The organism is Alkaliphilus flagellatus (genome assembly GCF_018919215.1).
Lineage (GTDB): Bacteria > Bacillota > Clostridia > Peptostreptococcales > Natronincolaceae > Alkaliphilus_B > Alkaliphilus_B flagellatus.
Genome location: NZ_JAHLQK010000001.1, coordinates 113,013 through 135,465 on the forward strand (window position 1 = coordinate 113,013; position 22,453 = coordinate 135,465).

The window sequence follows — 22,453 nt, forward strand, 5'->3', positions numbered from 1 at the left end:
CATAATATTTGCTTATTAATATTGCGTAACCAATTTTATAAGTGAAGGAGAGATAATATGCCAGTAAAGCAAGTATTATTATTAGGTAACGAAGATTTATACAAAATATCTAAAGAAGTTAGATATGAAGAGATTAGAGATGTTAAACACATTATTAAAGATTTACACGATACCTTAATGGATTTTAGAGAAAAATATGGATATGGAAGAGCAATAGCTGCTCCTCAACTGGGGTATTTTAAAAGAATCATCTACATGAACATTAATGATTGTGAAACCATCTTTATTAATCCTAAATTAGAGTTTTTAGATAATGAAATGATAGAAGTATGGGATGATTGTATGTCTTTTCCAAATTTGCTCGTGAAAGTAAAGAGGTACAATCATTGCAAAATATACTATAAAGATTTGGATTGGAATGATAATGTAATAGAAGTAGAAGGAGATATTGCTGAATTATTACAGCATGAATACGATCATTTAAAAGGAGTATTAGCTATTTCAAAGGCAATAGACGATCATTCTTTTAGACTTAAAACCGTAGAAACTAAACTGTCAAAAAAAATTGGGATATTAGGTGGAATAAGTCATGAGTCAACTATTAAGTATTATGAGCTTATATTAAAGAAATATTATGAGCTTAAAGGGGATTATTATTATCCAGAAATAATTATATACAGCTTAGACTTTCAGAAATTTACTGACTTTGAGGATAATGGGGATAAAGAGGGCTATATTAAGTATATAATGGAAGGCATGTATTCACTAGAAAATAGTGGGGCAGATTTTATAATTATGTCTGCAAATTCACCACATTCAGTATATGATGAAGTAAAGAATCTTACTAAACTACCTATGATCAGCATTGTAGAGGCTGTTGGAGAAAAGGCAAAGGAAAAAGGATTGAAAAAGATTTTGCTGTTAGGTATAAAATATACAATGGAAAGTGGTTTTTATGAAAATTACTTAAATCAGTTCGGAATAGATGTAATTGTTCCATCTGAAGATGAAAGAGTATTAATCAATGATATTATTTTTGATGAGTTGGCTATAGGTATATTTCATAAGAATAGCAAAGAAAGGCTTATTAATATTATTAAGAAGTATGATGTAGAAGGTGTAATATTAGGATGCACAGAATTACCACTAATTATTTCTGAAGCTGATCTTGAAATAGAAGTTTTAAACACTGTAGAACTTCATGTAAATAAAATATTAAGGTATTCTCTTGGAATGTAATTAAAGTAGACGCTCGTAATCAGTGCGTGGTAACGACGAATCCCGACTAGTGCAGTATAGAAAGCCCTATTTTTCCTTGATTTATAAGGTGAGGTAGGGCTTTTATATGTACAATGCGGCTTCTTGTCGTAGTTTTAAAGAAGTATATTTACACTTCTTTATTAAATTTGTTTACGATTTATATTCTTGATTTTTCCATTATAACTTAGTATCATTGTACTTGTGGATATTTTAACTATCTAAATATCCAAGCTTATAATATTATTTCAGCGAAGGGGATAGTCATATGTTAAAAGCAAAAAAAAGATTAATGATTTTATTAAGTATGTTTTTAGTATTTTCAATTGTAGGCTGTAGCGAGAAAGGACCTACCTTTGAACCACTGAATATAAATGTGAATGGTACCGAAATTCTACTTGGACAGTCAACATTACAGACATTTATTGATGCAGGCTATAGAGTAACCTTAGACAAAAGCTTAGAAGAAGATATTGCGGGAGAAGAAATGCCAACTATGACCTATGATGTAGCTGCTTATGTGAGCAAGGACAATAGCATAGTAGGTATGGTAAGTTTTTTAAATAATACTAAGGATACTATTCCTTTGGAAGAATGTATTGTTAATGAATATGAAATAGTATATAAAGATCCTTCCTGGAGTGGAAGCTATGATACAGACAATATTTTAGTAGATAATGTTAACCTTAAAGGAATGAAGCTAGAAGATGTAAAAAAAGCATTTGAAGAAAAAATGGAAGACTATAAGGAATTTACAAATCCAGATGGAAGTGTTGCTATTATATCATTTGATATAAATAAGGTTTATATGAGTGTAAGTTTTGATTATGAAACGAAAGAAGTAAGAACTGTTAAAATGAAAGTTTTCTTATCACATTTTGAATAAATCCTAAAACTAATAAATCAATTCATATAACGATATAAATTTTATAAATAGGCTATGTATAGAGTTATTTTTATAATAAATCTATACATAGTCTTTTATAATTTAAAGTATTATGCCTGTGTATATTCAAAAGACCTAGATTTCATAAAATGATCATTTTTCTGATATAATATGTAATAAGTAACTAAATAGCTTTAAGCAAGTTGTATTGGAGGATAGATATGCAAAAAATTATTATAATAGAGGATACTGAAACCATAAGAGAAGAACTTAAAATATTTTTATCTAAATATGGTTACGAGGTTGATGCTCCAGATGATTTTAGCAATATAGTTGAGTATATATATAGATCCAATGCTGATCTAATTTTATTAGATATAAATTTACCTGTTTTTGATGGATATCATATATGTAGAGAAGTTAGAAAAAATTCGGATGTACCAATAATAGTAGTTACAAGTAGAGATAGTGAAACAGATGAACTTATGAGTATGAATTTAGGTGCAGATGATTTTATCACGAAACCTTATAACACACAAATACTTTTAGCTCGTATTTCAGCAGTTTTAAAGAGAACTTCCAAAAGCAATCCTAGTGATGTATTAGAGTACAATGATATAAAGTTAAATCTATTAAATGGTAGTATTATCTATAAAGGAAATACAGAACAATTAACTAAGAATGAAATAAAAATACTTTCTTATCTCATAAAGTATAAGGGAACTATAGTATCAAGAGAAGCATTAATGGAACACTTATGGAATTCAGATGTTTTTATTGATGATAATACATTGTCTGTAAATGTAACAAGATTAAGAAAAACACTTGAAGATATAGGTGTAAAAGATGTAATAGAGACGAGGAGAGGTTTGGGATATATAATGCCATGAGTATAAAAGAGTATTTAAAAGAAAGATTTTTGTTCATGTTTATAAATTTCATAGGATTTTTTATTTTGGCTTTTGTGCTGGCTATACTAGACATAAAAACTATTGTCATATTTTTAATTTTTATTATATGGTTTTTACCTCTAATAATCTATATTAGTATAGAGTTTTTTAAGCATAAAAAATATTATAATAATATGGAAGAAACATTACAAAGTCTTGATAAAAAGTATTTATTGCCAGAAATCATGGAAAAACCAGACTTTTTAGAAGGAAAACTTTTTTACGATATACTAAAAGTATGTAATAAAGAAATGCATGAGCATGTAAATTATTATAAAAATCTTCAGTCCGAATATAGAGAATATATTGAGACCTGGGTTCATGAAATTAAAACACCTATTTCATCAAGTATGTTGATTATAGAGAATAATAAAAGCCCTATTATGGATAATATAGGTCAAGAAATAAAGAAAGTAGAAGGGTTTGTAGAACAGGCATTATACTATTCAAGAAGCAATGATGTTAGTAAAGATTATATAATAAAGAAGTTTGATTTATCAACAGCTGTAAATAATGCTATTAGAAGAAATTCTAAGGATTTTATAGGTAAAAGGATAAATTTACAATTAGACGAAATAGATGCTGTTGTATATAGTGATATAAAGTGGGTACAATTTATACTCAATCAAATCATAAGTAATTCAATCAAGTATATTAAGCCTAAAGAAGGTAATATAAGAATATATTCAACCAGCAATAAAAATAATGTAGTACTTACAATTCAAGATAATGGAATAGGAATTTCAGAGAAGGATATTAATAGAGTTTTTGAAAAAGGCTTTACAGGAGAGCATGGAAGAAAATACAATGCATCTACAGGTATGGGATTATATCTTTGCAGAAAACTTTGTGACAAGCTAGGTTTAGAAATAAATATTGCATCTGAATTAGGAGTAGGAACAAAGGTTAATATAATATTTCCGTTAAGTAAGTTTAATTTAGGGATTTGAAAAGTGTGAGTTGAAATACTTACACTTTTTTATTTAAGTTTTTTGATGAATGTGTAATAGGATTTGTATCAATGGGAAATGTATAGCAAAAGATTATCTTACGAAAATGCAACTTTAATGAAAGCTAATTCGATATGTGATCTCTTAATAATTCAATATAATAACATCATAAGACATATTCAAAAAATAATTAGCAAATTTCAATAAAGTTGAATGGAGGATATAGATATGAAAAATATATTAAGTGTAGAGAACATTGAAAAGTATTATGGCAAAAAAGAAATCATAACTAAGGCATTAGATGGTATAAGCTTTAAGGTAGATAAAGCAGAATTTGTTGGAATAATGGGACCATCAGGAAGTGGTAAAACTACATTGCTTAACTGTATTGCAACAATTGACAACGTAACAACTGGTCAGATTATTGTAAATGACCAAAATATTACAAAGATAAAATCTAAAAAATTAGATAAATTTAGAAGAGATGAGTTAGGGTTTATATTTCAAGATTTCAATTTGCTTGACACATTAACTGGTTATGAAAATATAGCTTTAGCTTTAACAATACAAGAAAGAAACCCAAAAGAAATAGATAGTTTAATAAGGAAGGTTGCAGAAACGCTTAATATTTTAGACATTTTAAATAAATACCCATACCAAATGTCGGGTGGACAGCAGCAAAGGGTAGCTTGTGCTAGAGCAATAGTTACTAATCCATCATTAATATTAGCAGATGAACCTACAGGTGCTTTAGATTCTAAATCTTCAAGATTACTACTAGAATCTTTTGAGAGGCTAAATAAAGAGTTGGAGGCTACTATATTACTTGTAACCCATGATGCTTTTACTGCAAGCTATGCTAATAGGATATTATTTATAAAAGACGGTAAAATATTTAATGAGTTAGTTAGGGGAAATGATTCTAGAAAAGAATTTTTTAATAGAATTATCGAAGTAATGACGCTTTTGGGGGGTGACGTTAATAATGTATTTTAATATAGCTATTAATAATATAAAAAAGAGTTTTAAAGATTATGCAATATATTTCATAACTCTTACATTAGCAGTATGTATATTTTACAATTTTAACTCAATGAATTCTCAAACAGTAATGCAAGATATGAATAAAATAGAAGTATTAGTTAAGTTAATATCCTATATATCTATATTTATTTCAGTTGTTTTTGGTGGATTAGTTATATACGCTAATAATGCTCTATTAAAGAAACGTAAAAAAGAGTTTGGAATATATACAACTTTAGGTATGTCAAAAACAAAAGTATCTAAAATATTAATTTATGAAACCTTTGTAGTAGGGATGATATCACTTGTTACAGGATTATTACTAGGAATAGTATTATCACAAGGAATTTCAGTAATTACAGGGAAATTGTTTGAATTTAATATGGAGGAATATAAATTTATTATATCTACCAACGCAATTGGCAAAACTTTTATATATTTTGGCGCAATGTTTATTTTAGTTATGATATTTAATACAGTAGTTGTGTCCAAGCATAAATTAATTGATATGATAAATGCCTCAAAGAAAAATGAAGAAATAAAAACTAGAAATCCCATAGTTTCAGTTATAATATTCATTTTATCTTTGGCTGTTTTATCAAGAGCTTACTATTTAGGGTGGAAGTTTGCACCTACTCCTAAAAATATTAATTTCCCCTTATCTATAATATGGGGAAGTGCTGGTACTCTATTGTTTTTCTTTGGATTAGCTGGATTTATATTAGTTATACTGAAAAAAAATCCACAAATATATTTAAAAAGGTTAAATATATTTGTTATAAAACAGTTTAATAATAAAATAAATACAAACTTTATATCCATGGCAATAATATGTCTTATGCTATTTGTAACTATAGTAATGTCATCATCAAGCTTAAGTATTAAGACTAAATTAGAAGAAAGATTAGAAAATTTAACACCTTTTGATGCTAATATTGAACTAAATATTAGAAGTGACCAACAAGAAGTACGAGATATAGAAAAGGCTTTGAAAACAGTAGATTTCCAATTGAGAGAATCTTATAAGTATGCTGTATTAGATGTTTATGGCACAGACATTAAAGTATCTAATTTATTAAATGAGTATGCAAATAAGGATTTAAAAGCTAGATTAAAAAATTATGTTGGAAATTTAAAAACTATAGGAATATCACAATACAATGAAATGAAAAAGTTAAAAGGTGAGTCAACAATAGAATTAAAAGCAAATGAAGCTTTATTGCTAACAAGGGATAATGATGAAAAACAAGCAATAAACAATCTAATAAAGGATAAAAATGGGATAGATATTAATGGGAAGAAATATACTCTCATTAATGGCAAGAAATACACTCTCAAAACAGATATAGACTTAAAAGAGATTGAGTATAATTTAATTGCAATAGTACCTGATTATGCTGTAGAAAATATGACTAAATATTATTCAACAATGTATATGAAAAATATAGATGAAATGGCTAAAGAAGACCTTGAAGAACAGGTTAAAGAACTAAAACAAAAATTTTCGAATTTAGATTATGATTACGATAAAATTTTAAATAAATATGGCTTTATTTTACGTGCAGAAACTAGAACTCAAGTATATAATGAGACTAAAAATGCTATAGGAACAAATTTATATATAGGAATATACTTGGGGTTTGTATTTTTAATAGCAAGTGCAGCAGTATTAGCAATTCAACAATTAACAGAAGCAAGTGATAGTGTAAATAGATATAAGACACTCAAAAAAATTGGGGCATCAGATCATATGATTAATAAAACTATATTTACTCAAATTCTAATACACTTTATGGCACCTCTAATGTTAGCACTAGTGCATTCTATAGTAGCATTAGTAATTATAGGTAGATTGTCAAAATATGCAGGCTTATTGGCCATTTTCAAACTTGGACCGACTATATTTATAACTGGCATTGTAGTTATTGTAATATATGGTTCCTATCTATATGCTGCTTATACTGGATATAAAAATATAGTTAAAAGTAGTTAAAAGCAAAATAAAAACAATGATCCACCAACTTATCTGGTGGATCATTGTTTTTTTAGAGACTCATCAATTTAAATATACATTGGTATATGGTAGGTATTAATTCAATTTATAAATTAAGATTAACTATAGTTCTACCTTTGTGTGTACCTTCTAAGATCATATCTATTTTTTTACTTAATCCTTCTAAGGAAACTTCATCTACATTATCATTTAAATTATTAAGCTTCCAATCTGAGGATAATTTATCCCAAATCTTAAGTCTAATATCCATAGGACATTGAACAGAATCGATTCCAAATAATGTTACTCCTCGTAGAATAAAGGGATAGACTGATGTTGACAATTCATGAGATGCAACATTCCCACAACATGTTACAATACCCCCATAATTAGTTGATTTAATTGCTGTGGCTAACATATTTCCGCCTACTGTATCTATTACTCCTGCCCATCTACCCTTTAAAAGTGCTCTCTGAGAATCGTCATCTATTTCTTTTCTATCGATTATATCCTTTGCACCAATTCCTAATAGCATTTCTTTTTCAGAAGCTTTTCCTGTAGCAGCAATTACATTATATCCAATCTTACTTAAGATTGAAATAGCGATACTACCTACTCCTCCTGTTGCTCCTGTTACTAATATAGGTCCATCATTAGGTTTTACACCTGAGTTAACTAGTTTATAAACTGATAAGGCAGCAGTAAATCCAGCAGTTCCATATATCATACTTTCTCTTAAAGAAAGATTTTCAGGAAGTTTTACAATCCATTCAGCAGGAACTCTAATATACTCTCCATATCCTCCTGACGTATTCATTCCTAAATTATATCCTGTTACAATCACCTTGTCTCCAATCTTAAAGTTATCATTATTGCTTTCAGCTACGATACCTGCCGCATCAATTCCTGGAGTATGAGGATAGTTTTTGGTCACTCCACGATTACCTGTAGCAGAAAGAGCGTCTTTATAGTTTAATGAAGAATATTTTACATTTATTATTACGTCTCCTTCTGGTAGGTCTTCAATTTGTTTAGCTACAATTTCTCTTTTAAATTTTTTTTCTTCCGTTTCTGATACTAACAGTGCACTATATGTATTATTGATCATTTTAAAAATCCTCCTATAAAATATAGTTTTATATAAAACTAATTATAACAAAAATATAGTTGGATATCAAACTATATCCAGTAAATTGCTTTATAGTTTATACAATATTATAATTAAATATATAATTTAAATTATACATTAGAATGGGAGTCTAGTTATGAATGATAAATATATAGTATATTTCATAAGTAAAACTAAGAAAAAAATGACTGAATTTATTGAAAGAGAACTTAAAGAAGAAGAGCTAGATGATTTAGTACCTTCCTATGGAAATATACTTACAGTACTGTATGACAATGATGGAAAATTAAGCATGAAGGAAATAGGAGAATTAATAGGAAAAGACAAGTCTACTATTACCGTATTAATCAATAAGTTATCAAAATTAGGATATGTACAAAAGGAAAAATGTCAAGAAGATAGAAGAGTAACTTACATAGTACTTACCGAAAAAGGTAAGTCAATAGAAGGTAAATTCAATGATATTTCTAAAAAAGTATATTTAACAGCATATAAAAATTTCTCTAAAGAAGAAAAAGATATATTTCTTAACCTGTTAAAGAAAATGAACAATAATTTTGATTTAAATAAGTAGGGCAATATTATAATATTGCCCTACTATTATTTATTAACTATTTTAATAAATTTATTGTAAACTCTTCTCCAACTTTTTTGAAATCATTACTCATTCTGCCGCTTTTATCAGGAAATTTAACAGCATAAGGAGTAAGATATAGTTTTTTTGCATTTTTATCAAGATTTCCATTAATAGTTTCTAACTTAAACATTCCATTATAGGCATTTGCACTGGACATAGAAAATTCAACTTGATTTCCTAAATCATCATGTCCTTTTAATAGCATATCGTAATAAATACCTTCTGATTCTTTTGAGAAATAGATTTTTTGTCCTAAATTATTACTAGTATATTTTTCTAATATAATCTCTTGGTCATTATCAAGCTTAAAACTATAATCAAGTAAAATGTCTTTAGTATTTAAAGCTAACTCATCTCCATTAGTTTTAAATTCAAATGCCCATTGTCCTGAAACTGTTTTTCCATTAATAATTGGATCTGAGAACACAACTTTAACATTTAAGTCACCATTTAAATAATCTAAGTCACCATCGATATCATTTTTTATGTTATGAAACATCACTTCTTCTACTGTATAATCATCTAGTTGCTTTGAGCTTCCGCTACCTCCATTATTTACTCTTTCTCCGTTTATATAAATACTAGAGCTTAACGAAATTGAATCGTTTTCTAATTTCTCATTATATTTGGAAGTAGCTGAAACCACTAACTGATCATTGTCTAAAACAACTTCGTTTAATTGAATAGTTAGACCATTTTTAGATATTGACTGATTTACAACTGTTTTATATTCATCTAAGCTTTTCTCTATTCCTAAGTAACTTACTATGTCGTAAGCAAGGGTGTTTGCATATGATAAAACATTATCACCTAAATTAGTTGTAAATAATGTTACTACTAATAGACCTATGGAAGCAGTTGATACATATTTTTTGTATAGAGTAGTATTCTTTCTTATAGATTTTTTAAAGATATTCTTTATTTTTCTTTTTTCAATATCAGTAAATTCCTCTTTATTGTATTCATTTAAATCCATTTCAACTTCATTTAACAGATCATATATATTTTTTTTCATTTTTTATCTCCTCTCTATAACATTAAACATACTTCTAAGTTTTCTTTTTCCTCTAGATACTCTGTTATAAATTACATCTTTTTTCAATCCTGTTACCTTGCTTATATGGGAAACATCTTGTTCTTCAACATATAATCTAAGAAATAAATTTTTATCTTCATTTTTTAAGCAATTTAATAATTCATCTAAATCTTTGTCTAAATCTTTTTTAGTAATTTCCTTAAAAATGTCATCCTCTGATATTATTTTTATATTATCTATATTTTCATTTTTTAAATCTCTTAAATACTTCCGTCTATAATCAATAGTTTTATATTTTGATATTGCCGCCACCCAACTTTTAAAAGTACTTTTATCTTTATTAAAACTATATATATTGTTCCAAATTCCTAAAAGTATATCATTTATACATTCTTCTTGATGACTTTCTAAGTTATATAAATGCTTCCTAACAATGGATTTAATAATCCATCCATAAGTATCTATAACATATTCTAGAGCTTTTTCGTCCCTGCTTTTTAGCCGATCAATAAAATTTTCTTCTGTAATCCTCCCCATTCAGTTCCCTCCTTTCATAGGTTTACTGTTTAATTTGTCCGGACACTTAATACTTCGTACTCTATAATATATTATCTATCAAGAAATTGTAAAAATTTTTAGTAATAATATATCTACCAAATAGGCAGGTACATTTTGTCGAATTTTGCGGTTTAAAATTCATGGTGAATTTTAGGTTTATGAAGGAATAAAATGAAAATATGTCGAAAAGTATAGATTGCAATATAAAACGGTAGTACATATAATAATGAGATTAACAATAAAAACTACATAGATTCAAAGGTATTTGAATAAAGATTATAAAGTAAAAATAAACTAATGTTTATTTAAGTTAAAGATTTTAAACTAAATCAATTAATATAGAGAGGTGTTCATAATGGGAATAGTAGAGGTTGTAAAATATAATGGAAATCCAGATGTATTTGCTTGGAAATATCCGAATGAAGAGCTGGGAACTTGGACACAGCTTATTGTTAATGAATCTCAGGAGGCTATCTTATTTAAAGGCGGGCAAGCTCTAGATTCATTTTCAGCTGGAAGACATACTTTGGAAACTGCAAATATTCCACTTTTAAATAAAATAGTAAATCTTCCCTTTGGTGGACGTTCACCTTTTATTGCGGAAATTTGGTATATAAACAAGATAGTGTCCCTTGATGTAAAGTGGGGCACACCTACACCAATTCAGCTTCAGGATCCTAAATATGGAATATTTATTTCACTGAGATCTTTTGGTCAATTTGGGATTCAAATTGAAGATTCAAGAAAGTTTTTAATGAAGTTAGTTGGTACCCTTCCTGTATTTGATAAAGATAATTTGATAAGGTTTTTTAGAGGGATATACCTTACAAAGGCAAGAGATGCTATATCTTCCTATTTAGTACATAAAAAAGTAAGTGTTTTGGAGATAAATGCATATGTTGATGAATTATCCGAGCATATAAAGGAGAAAATGGCACCTATAATGTCGGAATATGGAATAAAGCTAGTTAATTTCTACGTAAATGACATAAATATTCCAGAAGATGATTCTGGGGTGGCCAAACTAAAAGACGCTTTAGCAAAGCGAGCTGAAATGGACATTGTAGGATATAACTATATACAAGAACGCTCCTTTGATACTTTGGACGGAGCTGCTACTAATCCTGGTTCAGCTCAATCTGGACTAATAGGAGCTGGAATTGGTTTAGGAATGGGGGCTGGTATGGGAGGTGCTATTGGTTCTCAATTTGGTGGGATAGTGGAAAATATAAATATAACAGCTAAAACAAAAAGCTGTCCTAACTGCGATGCTACTCTTAAAATAGAAAAGCGGTTTTGTGGTCGATGTGGATATAATTTTGATGATTCAATAGATAAAGAACAAATTATGTGCAGTAATTGTAATTATAAATATGATAAAAATGTAAAATTCTGTCCTGAATGTGGTGATCCATACAATCCTTGTCCAGAGTGTAAAGCAGATGTGAATATGGGTGCGGATAATTGTCATAAATGTGGGACTTCAATGCCAAGGCCATGTTCTAACTGTGGTACATCAATAAAAGGGAAAAATAAATTTTGCCCTGAGTGTGGAATAAGCTTAGTAAAAAGATGTTCAAGCTGCAATTTTGAAATAGAAGGTAGTCCTAAGTTTTGTCCGGAATGTGGTAATAAAATGTAGTTTTTGACTATGAGGAGGGATCAGATGAAAAATAATAAAAGATTAGTTGCAAATATTATAATATGTTTAATAATAGCAACTGTTACATTAGTGACTTTTTTCGTAGGCTTCTCAAAAGGTGAAAGAACAAGCTTTGACTATGCGAGCTTGATTTTTGTGATGATTTCAGAATTTGCCTTGTTTGCTGGATTGATTTTACTATCTGTAAATAGTGCTTATATGAAGACGGCACTTATTAGGTCAGGAATAATTACAGCATTGAGTGGTTATTGGATATTAACTACATTGGTGTCTTTGTTTTTTAGAGTAATATTCAATGATAACCTAGGCGGTTTTATTACAGTACAAATTATAATAATGGGTATTACAGCTATTATTTGTATAACCTTGTTTATAGTCTCCTCTAATGTCCAAAGCTCTAACAATAATATAAGCCAGCAAAATTATTTGCATGATGGGGAAAACATTGCGTTCTCTCTTAAAAGCAATGTAGAGTTTCAATCTTATAGAAATCACCTTGATGAATTATATGAAATTTTAAAATACAGTGATAAGATTTCTACAAATGCGGCTTTAGATAGAGAAATCAATAATAAAATAACATTATTATCTAGCTATTTAAATGATAAAGAAATGAAAGAAGTTGAAGTAAATCAATATATAGATAATATTATTTCCATGATTAAAGAAAGAAATATGATAACTCTTCAGGCAAAACGAGGAGGTTATTAAAATAATTTTAGTAGAGTTGAAAGCAAGGAGGAAAATAAAATGGGAATAAACTATAGCAGCTATAATACTAACGACCAAGAAAGTCTTACAAATCCTAAAATACCGTGGTGGCTGTCTTTTCCAGCACTTACTATTATAACAATGTTATCTTTTCCAGTTGGAATATTTTTAATTTGGAAGAGAACTAAAGTTGATACTAATTCTAAAGGAATTATAATTACTGTATTTGGTGGAATATTGGTTTTCATTGGAACCTTGGCTTTTGTAATACTAGTAATCCCACCACAAGATATTGACAATAGTGATATTAATGTGATTGTATTCTTTTTAATTCTAGGTTTTTCACTGATCTTCCTTGGTAGGAAAAAGAGAAAGGATGCAGAGAAGCTTAAAAAATATATATCGATTATCTTAACTAACAAAGAAACATCTATTAATAATATAGCGGCAGCCATACCAACATCATATAAAACTGCAAAAAAGGATATACAAAACTTGATTAAGAAAGGTTATTTAACTGGTATATATATTAACGAAGCAACAGGAGAAATTATTTTTCCTAGAGAGCAAAGATTAAATTATGGAAATGTGCATAGTAATCAAGAAACGCGTAGTAATCAAGCACCACGTAGTAATGTATATACAAGTGTACATTCTACCACTACTACTAGTGGTAATGTTGATCCTGATACTGCAAGGAGGGTATTTGAAAACTTACAGCCTTTAATGGATATGGCATTTAATACTGATTCTAATATTAATACCAATACTAATAATAACAGGAATACTAATACATCAGAGACTGTTGTTGCTTGTAAAGGCTGTGGTGCCAATAATAGGATTATTAGAGGTAATTTAGCTGAATGCCAATACTGTGGTTCGCCAATTGATAATTAAGAAAGTGAGAAAATAGTCAAATAAATAAAAACATCTTTTCTTTTTCTATTAGAAAAGATGTTTTTTATTTGTTAAAAATGTTTGTTTAATGGATTTAGATTTGCTAATATGTCAAAATCTAACATTCCTTATGCTAGTGATAGCATAATTAGCCCAATTATCATTACACATATACCAATTAGCTTTGTTTTACTCAAATCTTCTGACAGCAATTTAACGCCAAGAAATGTTCCAATTAAAATACTGAGTTCTCTCATTGGTGCAACATAGTATACAGGGGTAAAAACCATAGCAGTTAAAACTAAAATATATGATAGTGGAGATAATATTGCTACTGTAAATACTTCTTTTTTATGATTAAGCATTAAATGTTTTATTTGATCCTTTCTACGTAATGAGTAAGGAGTGAGAAGCAGAATTCGCCCAAAATTTACTGACCAATCTAGCAGAATTGGCGGTAACATAAGTGTGCTTACTGCTATTTTATCAAAGATAGTATAAGAAGCAATTGTAAGACCACATAGGAAAGCGTAAATAAGAGAACTATCTTTATTTGATTTTAGGATTGACACAGGGTTTCCTGTAATTGTAACAATTCCTAATATCATTAGAAAGATACCAACCATTGCGGTTAAAGAAGCACTCTCATTTAAGAAAACAATAGCTATAATAGTTGAAAATAGTGGGCCTGTTCCTCTGGCTAAAGGGTATATAACAGAAAGATTTCCTATTCTATAACCTTTACTCAGCAATATAGTGTAAATAGAATGTAATGCTGCACTTCCTATAATAAAGAAAATAAAGTAGAATTTAAAATTAACCTCATAAATAAATAATGATGCCAAAGCAAAAGGTAAATAAACGATTGAAGAAATACATGAAAACAACCAAATAAAAGTTGTATTGCTTTCAATCTTTTTAGTAGCATAATTCCATGTTGCGTGAAAAATTGCAGAAAGAATAATTAGTATAAAGCCTATGCCTGTCATTTTAATTCCTCCAATAATATTGATGTTTTTTTCTTGGTATGTTAATTTTATATATAGAAATAATAGATGTAAAGCTCAAAAAATAGATAATAAATATCTAAAAATTAGATAAATGGGGAGATATAAATGCTAAATTATTTGGGGATAGAAGCTTTTTTAACTATTGTTAAAACTAAGACTTTAACGAATGCTGCTGAAGAATTACATCTTTCACAGTCAACCATAAGTTATAGATTAAAAGTTTTAGAGCAAGAGGTGGGTAAAAAGCTTTTAATTAGAAAAAAAGGTGTGCAAGAAATAATACTGACACCTTTTGGAGAAGAATTTATTAATATCTGCGAAAGATGGATGAGTCTTCAACAAGAGATGGAAATTTTAAAAAAGAGAGGAACAAAGCTGAGTATAATTATAGGAGGTGCTGACAGCTTTAACAGCTATATTTTGTCACCACTATATCAGAAATTGTGCCAACATAACCCAATTATAAATATAGAAATTCGTTCTCAACATACTGACGAATCGTATGAAAGTGTTGAACGGAGAGATATTGATATTGCTTTTGTAAAAAAAGAAAGAATTATACCTAATGTATTGGTTGAACCTTTCTATGAGGATGAGATGGTTGTTGTCCGTTTGGCTACGGATTACCGAGTTCACAATGAACTAATTTCACCTGAAGAATTAAATAGTAATCATGAAATTTTTATGAATTGGGGACCATCTTATCAAATTTGGCATGAAAAATGGTGGGATCCAATATCTAGCTCGAGAATAATAGTTGATACAGCTGCATTGGTTTTTTCACTAATGTATGATGAAAATCAGTGGGCAATCGTGCCCAGATCAATAGCAAATCATTTTATTATATATAAAAAGTTTATTATTCAAAAGCTTAAATATCCAGCCCCACCAAGAATATGTTATAAGATTAGGAATAAGCATATGAACAAAATGAAGCAGGAATGTCTTGAAATTTTAGAACACTATGCTAAAATTGTATACTCAACAGATGGTGAGGGCTTAAGTTTTCCAGTGGATAGCAGTTATTAAAAAATCATAATAACCTTGGGCCGAGCTGGAATTTAAATTCTAGCTCGGCCCATTCTTGGTTTATTAGATATCAGCTCTATTTTCGATATGCTTCAAAGGTAATAATTTGATCTTGTTTTGTTGGATATTGTCCTAACTTATAATCTGAGGAGATAATAATATCTGAGAAACCGATACTTTCGAGAATCAATTTAAACTCCTCAACTCCATACCACCTAAGGGGGAAACGCTCTAATTCAGTTTGTATTAATTTTTTATTACGCCATTTTTCATATCGCATATGAGATACAGTATATTGATTTATAAAGTTAACCTCTACAAGTGTTTCATTTAATGTGATTAAATCTCCTGTAGGAGTGGTCCAGGTTCTTGTTGAAGTAACTCCAGTTTTAAAATTCGTTTGCATAAAAATATCAATGATAAGTCGACCACCTATGGAAAGATGTTCGTAAAAGCATTTCAGTGCATTGATAGAATCATTTCTATTCTCTAGTAGTAAAAAAGAACCAGTAGGAACAATAACAGCTTCATATCTATGTGGCAGAGAAAAAGACTGCATATTTTCCTGATAAAGCTCAGGTTTAAGTCCTCTTTCTTTACAATAAGATTTGCATAAATCTAGCATTTCACAAGAAACATCTATACCGTCTACATTAAGTCCTGCATCCAATAGAGGAATTAATATACGACCTGTTCCAACTGCTGGCTCAAGAATTCTTCCATTCAAATTTTCAAGTCTTTCCCTATAAAATTCAACATCTCCAAAAGAGTGACCAATAGGTTTATCTATATCATATACTTCTGTAGAAAGCTTACTATAAAAGCTGAACATAGTATTTCACCTCCAATCTAAGTTAATATTAATAATATAATAATTAAATTTTCACCTTAATTCAAATAGAGAATCAACTTTAAAATCTATTAATTAGTTTAGATTTTTTTAATAGGCACATAGATTTCCATAGAAACTTTGCTATACTCCCAAGGATGACAACGTTCGTCGTAAAACTCAAAATCTAGTTTTGTATCATCAATTTCATATCCAGAGTTTGGAAACCATTCTTCTAGTATATATTTCCAAGTACCTTGAATAGAATCTACAAAATCAGGGTCCTCAACAGAAGGGGTAGTAAATACAGCATAGGTTGCCGATGGAACCTCAAGTTTATACATATCTACCATAGCATTTTCAAAGCTGGTCACTTCTACTCCTAAAATATAGGAAAACTCGTCGGTTTCCATATTGGTATTCACGCAAATACCATACTCGCCATGTCTAGGGGGTGACTGTGTTTCATATAGTTTAGCTTCCTTACCTTCAAGATTACAGTTATCCCAAAAAGCTGGTATATCTCGAGAATGGGCATTATTTCTTAGAGTTGTTTTAAATTCATATCCAACTATTTTAAAGGAATCTCTGTTAATTATTTTAGGCTGCATTATAATACCTCCAGTTTTATTTTCTCTTAATTTTTTTAGATCAATCCTTTTAAGTAGACCAATTGGTGCGTGTATTCTATAAAAGCTTGGAGGATATCCAAAGGATTTTTTGAAAGCCTTTGTGAAACCAGCATGGGTTTCAAAACCATAGGTTAAGGCGATGTCCAGTACTTTTTGTCCATTACTAAGATCATAGAGAGCATATTGAAGTTTACGCCTAGTTATATACTCCATTACAGGCATGCCAACAAAACTGTTAAAGACTTTATAATAATGATATGTTGAAAATCCTGATATTTTAGCTAGTTCATCCACGGTTATTTTTTCTAGTATATGATCATCAATATAGTCTAAAGTTTTCTGTATTAAATTTAAGTAGTGCATTAGAGGCCTCCCTTCAAATAAAAACCTACCTAGGTTAATTATATAATATCAATATGAAGTAAAATTTTCTTATCCTATTTTGTTACTTTTTAAAACTACATTACGATACATCCCATTTTAGCACAGAGTTAAAATAGAATTAAAAATTTTTACTGTTGAATCTATTTGTTATTCACTTTATAAACAATGCTTGTAAAACTTTAAGGTGAATCTCAACATAAGTAAGTGACATTTATTTTGCCAAACAATTTTACTCGATCCTTATAGTATAGTGCTAAAACATTCTAAATTTAAATTAATAATAACCCTCTATATAGGCAAAAATATATTTAAACTAGGAGGGAGTTGTTTTTATGTTTATACCAAATCGAGTATTACTTGAAAAAGAATCCTTAGATTATCCATTAGGTAAAGAATTATATGATAGATTTAGAAATGATTCAGAGGTCGAAATTATAAAACTTACATCAAATAAAATTAATCAATATATACCAGGGGAAGATATGTATAAAAAATATAGAGAGGGTAAAAAAACCCTAGTAGTTGGTACAAAAAAGAGTCTAAAGTTTCAAAGCTGTAAGCCATCGGCCCATTATCAGCTTCCATTGGTTAGCGGCTGTATGGGACAATGTGAATACTGTTATTTAAATACTCAATTAGGTGATAAACCTTTTGTAAGGGTACATGTAAATGTGGATGATATATTAAATCAGGCTAAAAAATATATAGATGCAAGAAAACCAGAAATAACTATATTTGAAGGAGCTGCTACTTCAGATCCTATTCCAGTAGAGCCATATACTAATTCACTTAAAAAAGCTATAGAGTACTTTGGTAAAGAAGAATTTGCTAGATTTAGATTCGTTACTAAATATAATGACGTAGATAGCTTAATAGATGCAAAACATAATGGACACACAGAGGTTAGATTTAGCATAAATACGGATAAAATAATAAAAGAGTATGAACATTATACAGCGGGAGTAAAAAGGAGAATAGAAGCTGCCGCAAAACTTGCAGATAGTGGATATCCTATAGGATTTATAATAGCTCCAGTATTTATATATGATAATTGGAAAGAAGATTATAGAGAGCTTATAGATATGCTATATACAATTTTACCAAAGGACATAGATAAACCTATTGGCTTCGAGGTTATTTCCCATAGATATACTACTAAAGCTAAAAATACTATATTGCAAGTTTTCCCAGAGACCACGTTGCCTATGAATGATGAGGAAAGAAAATATAAATATGGTCAATTTGGATATGGTAAATTTGTATATACAAAAGAAGAGCTGCAGGATATGAAGGATTTTTTTCAATTAGAGATAGATAGTAAATTTAAAAACAAGAATATAAAGTATATAATATAGATAGACATTAGAATAAGCCACGATTTAACCTTACTCTCAGTTTCTTAAGGAGTTAGCTTATTATAAGCAGATGATAATCCCTAGGTTAATATAAAAAATAATGGTACAATATATCTACATATATTAATTAAAGGGAGGAGCAGCAGAATGAAGAAACTAATTTCGTGGAATGTTAATGGAATAAGAGCTTGTGTTCAAAAAGGATTTTTGGACTACTTTAATGAAGTAGATGCAGATATATTTTGTATTCAAGAAAGTAAACTTCAAGAAGGGCAGATAGATTTAGAACTTGAAGGATACTACCAGTATTGGAACTATGCAGAAAAGAAAGGTTATTCTGGTACTGCTATTTTTACTAAGGAAGAACCAATTTCTGTGACCTATGGACTAGGTATAGAAGGGCATGACAATGAAGGAAGAGTTATTACATTAGAATTTGAGGAATATTACGTTATAACGGTATATACTCCAAATTCTCAGAGAGAACTGGCAAGACTAGATTACAGAATGCAGTGGGAAGATTGCTTTAGGGAGTATATAAATAACCTTGATAAAAAGAAACCTGTAATAGTATGTGGAGATTTAAATGTTGCGCACAATGAAATAGATCTTAAAAATCCAAATAGCAATAGGAAAAATGCTGGTTTTAGTGATGAAGAAAGAGGAAAATTCACTGAACTTTTACAAAGTGGTTTCATTGATACATATAGATATTTCTATCCAGAGAAAGAAGGAGCTTACACTTGGTGGTCCTATATGTTTAATGCTAGAAAAAATAATGCGGGGTGGAGAATAGATTATTTTTGTGTTTCGGAAAGACTAAAGGATAAACTAGTAAGTGCAGATATACATAATGAGATATTAGGCTCAGACCATTGTCCAGTGAAACTTGTACTAGACATTTAAAAACAACAAACCATGCTATACCTGATCAGGTATAGCATGGTTTAAATTTAGGAGATTGAATTACCTTTATATTCTTCTTGCTACGGATTTCTTGTAGATTACCGTCTTTTTTAACTACAACACTTTCTGTAATTTCAACACATTTTGCATTTGTAATTGTGTTTATGCCAGAGTGGTGTAAGCTTTCTATTACAACATTTCCAGATGCAGTTGTATTTCCAACAAGTATATCATGGGAGTTAGTTACATGAGGTAAATTGCTACCAGAAATAAGATGAATGTTTTTATTTTACATTAATTATATATATTGACATACATCGGAGTAATGTGATATAATGAACAAATTGGCAAAATAATCGGCTGGAGCTGAACAGAAGTATAGAAAATAATTTTTCGAAATAACCTTATCTCTAATTCCAAAATTATTATTAAGATACTTTTCATTCTATTTCAAAGTGCTACAAGAATATAACTCTTATCTTGTTTTACACTAGAAACCCTAAAATTCCGATATAAACTATTTAAATGATAAAATTTTTAAAGTGATTTGATTTACAAAGTATATCTGTTTATTTTTATACATGAAATCGAGATAAATAGCTGATTATGGACTAATATAATATATTAGTTTTTTGTTGTGCCATATTTTATTACAATAAAAAAGAAGGAGGTGTGTAGGTGACAAAAGAAATTATATTTTCGCTTGTAGGTTTATTTTTAATAACTTCTCTAACCAATGTACTAGCAACATTAAAAACTATGCTAATGTCAAAAAATATCATGAATCCAGTATATGTTCTAGTATTTATAGATTCTATGATTTTTGCAACAATTGTAAGTAAAGTAACTAGTTCTAATGGGATACATTTTACTATTTCTTATGCTTTAGGAAAAACAGCAGGAGTAATTATTGGTGGTATAATCGAAGATAGGTTAGCTTTAGGTATTTTGGAAGTTGACTTATTTTTAAGCAATAAAAACAAAATGATGAAAATTGCAGAAAAGCTTAGAATAGAAGGTTATACAGTTAATAACTTTCGTGCCCAAGGTAATAATGAAGATACAAGATACAAAGTTGAAGTTGTTATTAAGAGAAAAGAGTTTCATGTATTTCAAGATATTTTAAATGAATGTGGTGTAAGTAACCCAACTCTTAAAATTAAAAACCTAAGTAAAGTAAATGGAAAAATTACTACAACAAGAGTTCAAACGACATAAAAACTTAAGTATAATCTAATGCAAAGGAATGATAAAAATGAATTCTATGCAGTTAGGGAAAAAAACAATATTTTAAAAAATACTACACCTTTAGAGATGTAGTATTTTTTATTCAATATAAATAGTACTAAGGCATAAATGTAAAATATAAAGAATAAATGTTATAATTAAAATATATTAATTATAATAGTCTGAATTATTTTTCACAACAAAATGATCTGACGGTAACAAATTTGGGTTAAAAATAAAATATAATGGGGGAGCAAAGATGGAAATTACAATTAATAAGGAATATGTACTACAAAAAGCAAAGGAATTATTAGAGTTTAATAGTCCGAGTGGATTTTGCTTTGAGATTATGGACAAGATTAGTGCATGGGTAAAGGAGTTTGGATATGCATTTGAGACAATGAATAAAGGCTGTGGAATAATTACTATACCTGGTAAAAGTAATAATAAGGTAATTGGTTTATCTGCCCATGTAGATACATTGGGAGCTATGGTTAGATCTATTACTGATAATGGTACATTGAAATTCACTCTAATTGGAGGACCTATTGTACCTACATTAGATAGTGAGTATTGTAGAATTAGAACAAGAGATGGTAAGATTTATACTGGAACCTTCTTAAGCACAAGTCCAGCTGCCCATGTGTTTGAAGATAGTTCTTCTAAAAAACGAGATACTCAAAACATGGAAATAAGGATAGATGAAGTAGTAAAATCTAAAAAAGATGTAGAAGATATAGGCATTGCCGTTGGGGACTTTGTATTTATAGATCCTAAAACAACAATAACTGAAAGTGGTTTTGTAAAGTCTAGATTTATAGATGATAAAGGCAGTGTTGCTTGCTTAATATCCTTGTTAGAGATTATGAGCAGACAAAATATAGTTCCTGAGTATACCACTAAAATATTGATTTCTACATACGAGGAAGTTGGACATGGAGCTTCCTATATACCAGAAGATATAACAGAAATGATAGCTGTGGATATGGGCTGTATAGGTGATGACCTTAGCTGCACGGAGTATGATGTTTCTATATGTGCTAAGGATTCTGGCGGACCATATGATTATAATATGACTACTCGGTTAATTAATCTTGCTAAAGAAAATAATATTAACTTTGCAGTTGATATTTATCCTATGTATGGCTCTGATGTTGTAGCAGCTCTAAGGGGAGGAAATAATATTAGAGGAGCTTTAATTGGACCAGGAGTGCATGCATCCCACGGTATGGAAAGAACACACTATAATGCCCTTGAAAATACTATTAAGCTACTATATTTATACTTAACTAAGTAGTTAAGTATAAGGCTGTTTTATACAAAACAAACAAGCAAACTATAACTATATAGAAGTTTAAGTAGTCACTTTATATTAGATGATTAATATAAAA

The 22,453-nt window shown here is 29.1% G+C and carries 21 protein-coding genes; 15 read left to right on the plus strand and 6 right to left on the minus strand.

The window, feature by feature from the left end:
• Positions 1 to 57 precede the first annotated feature (57 nt).
• The 6 genes from KQI88_RS18400 to KQI88_RS00565 all read left to right on the plus strand — a co-directional run bounded on the left by KQI88_RS18400 (position 58) and on the right by KQI88_RS00565 (position 7,059).
• Positions 58 to 1,239: an amino acid racemase gene (locus KQI88_RS18400; RefSeq protein WP_330655983.1), complete on the plus strand. Its 1,182-nt coding sequence runs from the start codon at positions 58 to 60 to the stop codon at positions 1,237 to 1,239.
• Between the two features lie 286 nt (positions 1,240 to 1,525).
• A complete protein-coding gene (locus tag KQI88_RS00545) occupies positions 1,526 to 2,143 on the plus strand; it encodes a hypothetical protein (protein ID WP_216414419.1) in 618 nt (205 codons plus the stop codon).
• 221 nt (positions 2,144 to 2,364) lie between these two features.
• Positions 2,365 to 3,033 (plus strand): response regulator transcription factor, encoded by a 669-nt coding sequence (locus tag KQI88_RS00550; RefSeq protein ID WP_216414420.1) that lies wholly within the window; start codon positions 2,365 to 2,367, stop codon positions 3,031 to 3,033.
• Positions 3,034 to 3,107: 74 nt separating this feature from the next.
• A complete protein-coding gene (locus KQI88_RS00555) occupies positions 3,108 to 4,043 on the plus strand; it encodes a sensor histidine kinase (protein WP_330656067.1) in 936 nt (311 codons plus the stop codon).
• A 228-nt stretch (positions 4,044 to 4,271) separates the two neighbouring features.
• Positions 4,272 to 5,039: an ABC transporter ATP-binding protein gene (locus KQI88_RS00560; protein WP_216414422.1), complete on the plus strand. Its 768-nt coding sequence runs from the start codon at positions 4,272 to 4,274 to the stop codon at positions 5,037 to 5,039.
• Positions 5,029 to 7,059, plus strand: coding sequence for an FtsX-like permease family protein (locus KQI88_RS00565; protein ID WP_216414423.1), 2,031 nt, complete (start codon positions 5,029 to 5,031; stop codon positions 7,057 to 7,059). Before KQI88_RS00560 ends, KQI88_RS00565 begins: the two co-directional genes overlap by 11 nt.
• A 106-nt stretch (positions 7,060 to 7,165) precedes the next feature.
• Here the strand turns inward: KQI88_RS00565 and KQI88_RS00570 are convergent, their stop codons facing one another.
• A complete protein-coding gene (locus tag KQI88_RS00570) occupies positions 7,166 to 8,167 on the minus strand; it encodes a YhdH/YhfP family quinone oxidoreductase (protein WP_246579068.1) in 1,002 nt (333 codons plus the stop codon).
• Positions 8,168 to 8,324: 157 nt separating this feature from the next.
• Here KQI88_RS00570 and KQI88_RS00575 point away from each other — a divergent pair, with 157 nt between their 5' ends.
• Positions 8,325 to 8,762, plus strand: a complete 438-nt coding sequence (locus tag KQI88_RS00575; RefSeq protein WP_216414424.1) for a MarR family winged helix-turn-helix transcriptional regulator — start codon at positions 8,325 to 8,327, stop codon at positions 8,760 to 8,762.
• A gap of 37 nt (positions 8,763 to 8,799) precedes the next feature.
• Here the strand turns inward: KQI88_RS00575 and KQI88_RS00580 are convergent, their stop codons facing one another.
• Both KQI88_RS00580 and KQI88_RS00585 read right to left on the minus strand, forming a co-directional pair.
• The gene (locus KQI88_RS00580; RefSeq protein ID WP_216414425.1) at positions 8,800 to 9,840 is read right to left on the minus strand and encodes a DUF4179 domain-containing protein; all 1,041 of its coding nucleotides are present in this window, start codon (positions 9,838 to 9,840) and stop codon (positions 8,800 to 8,802) included.
• Positions 9,841 to 9,843: 3 nt separating this feature from the next.
• A complete protein-coding gene (locus KQI88_RS00585; RefSeq protein WP_216414426.1) occupies positions 9,844 to 10,398 on the minus strand; it encodes a sigma-70 family RNA polymerase sigma factor in 555 nt (184 codons plus the stop codon).
• Positions 10,399 to 10,774: 376 nt separating this feature from the next.
• Between KQI88_RS00585 and KQI88_RS00590 the strand changes: the two genes are divergently transcribed.
• The 3 genes from KQI88_RS00590 to KQI88_RS00600 are packed head-to-tail and all read left to right on the plus strand — an operon-like array spanning position 10,775 to position 13,690.
• Positions 10,775 to 12,061: an SPFH domain-containing protein gene (locus tag KQI88_RS00590; RefSeq protein WP_216414427.1), complete on the plus strand. Its 1,287-nt coding sequence runs from the start codon at positions 10,775 to 10,777 to the stop codon at positions 12,059 to 12,061.
• 24 nt (positions 12,062 to 12,085) lie between these two features.
• On the plus strand, positions 12,086 to 12,793 hold the full coding sequence (locus KQI88_RS00595; protein ID WP_216414428.1) for a hypothetical protein: 708 nt from the start codon (positions 12,086 to 12,088) through the stop codon (positions 12,791 to 12,793).
• A 39-nt stretch (positions 12,794 to 12,832) separates the two neighbouring features.
• Positions 12,833 to 13,690, plus strand: coding sequence for a hypothetical protein (locus tag KQI88_RS00600; protein WP_216414429.1), 858 nt, complete (start codon positions 12,833 to 12,835; stop codon positions 13,688 to 13,690).
• A 128-nt stretch (positions 13,691 to 13,818) separates the two neighbouring features.
• Here the strand turns inward: KQI88_RS00600 and KQI88_RS00605 are convergent, their stop codons facing one another.
• A complete protein-coding gene (locus KQI88_RS00605) occupies positions 13,819 to 14,679 on the minus strand; it encodes a DMT family transporter (protein ID WP_216414430.1) in 861 nt (286 codons plus the stop codon).
• A 126-nt stretch (positions 14,680 to 14,805) separates the two neighbouring features.
• On the opposite strand from KQI88_RS00605, the gene KQI88_RS00610 reads away from it, so the two are divergent.
• The gene (locus tag KQI88_RS00610; RefSeq protein WP_216414431.1) at positions 14,806 to 15,729 is read left to right on the plus strand and encodes a LysR family transcriptional regulator; all 924 of its coding nucleotides are present in this window, start codon (positions 14,806 to 14,808) and stop codon (positions 15,727 to 15,729) included.
• A 76-nt stretch (positions 15,730 to 15,805) separates the two neighbouring features.
• Here KQI88_RS00610 and KQI88_RS00615 read toward each other — a convergent pair whose 3' ends face one another.
• On the minus strand, positions 15,806 to 16,561 hold the full coding sequence (locus KQI88_RS00615) for a class I SAM-dependent methyltransferase (protein WP_216414432.1): 756 nt from the start codon (positions 16,559 to 16,561) through the stop codon (positions 15,806 to 15,808).
• A 98-nt stretch (positions 16,562 to 16,659) separates the two neighbouring features.
• The gene (locus KQI88_RS00620) at positions 16,660 to 17,553 is read right to left on the minus strand and encodes an AraC family transcriptional regulator (RefSeq protein ID WP_216414433.1); all 894 of its coding nucleotides are present in this window, start codon (positions 17,551 to 17,553) and stop codon (positions 16,660 to 16,662) included.
• Between the two features lie 353 nt (positions 17,554 to 17,906).
• Here KQI88_RS00620 and splB point away from each other — a divergent pair, with 353 nt between their 5' ends.
• The 4 genes from splB (at position 17,907) to KQI88_RS00640 (ending at position 22,359) form a co-directional block, all read left to right on the plus strand.
• Complete coding sequence (gene splB / locus KQI88_RS00625) at positions 17,907 to 18,929, plus strand: spore photoproduct lyase (protein WP_216414434.1); 1,023 nt, start codon at positions 17,907 to 17,909, stop codon at positions 18,927 to 18,929.
• 147 nt (positions 18,930 to 19,076) lie between these two features.
• Positions 19,077 to 19,835, plus strand: coding sequence for an exodeoxyribonuclease III (locus tag KQI88_RS00630; protein ID WP_216414435.1), 759 nt, complete (start codon positions 19,077 to 19,079; stop codon positions 19,833 to 19,835).
• A gap of 678 nt (positions 19,836 to 20,513) precedes the next feature.
• The gene (locus KQI88_RS00635) at positions 20,514 to 21,053 is read left to right on the plus strand and encodes a DUF5698 domain-containing protein (protein ID WP_216414436.1); all 540 of its coding nucleotides are present in this window, start codon (positions 20,514 to 20,516) and stop codon (positions 21,051 to 21,053) included.
• A 268-nt stretch (positions 21,054 to 21,321) separates the two neighbouring features.
• Positions 21,322 to 22,359 carry a M42 family metallopeptidase gene (locus KQI88_RS00640; RefSeq protein ID WP_216414437.1) on the plus strand — a complete coding sequence of 346 codons (1,038 nt, stop codon included), beginning with the start codon at positions 21,322 to 21,324 and terminating at the stop codon, positions 22,357 to 22,359.
• Positions 22,360 to 22,453: the final 94 nt, after the last annotated feature.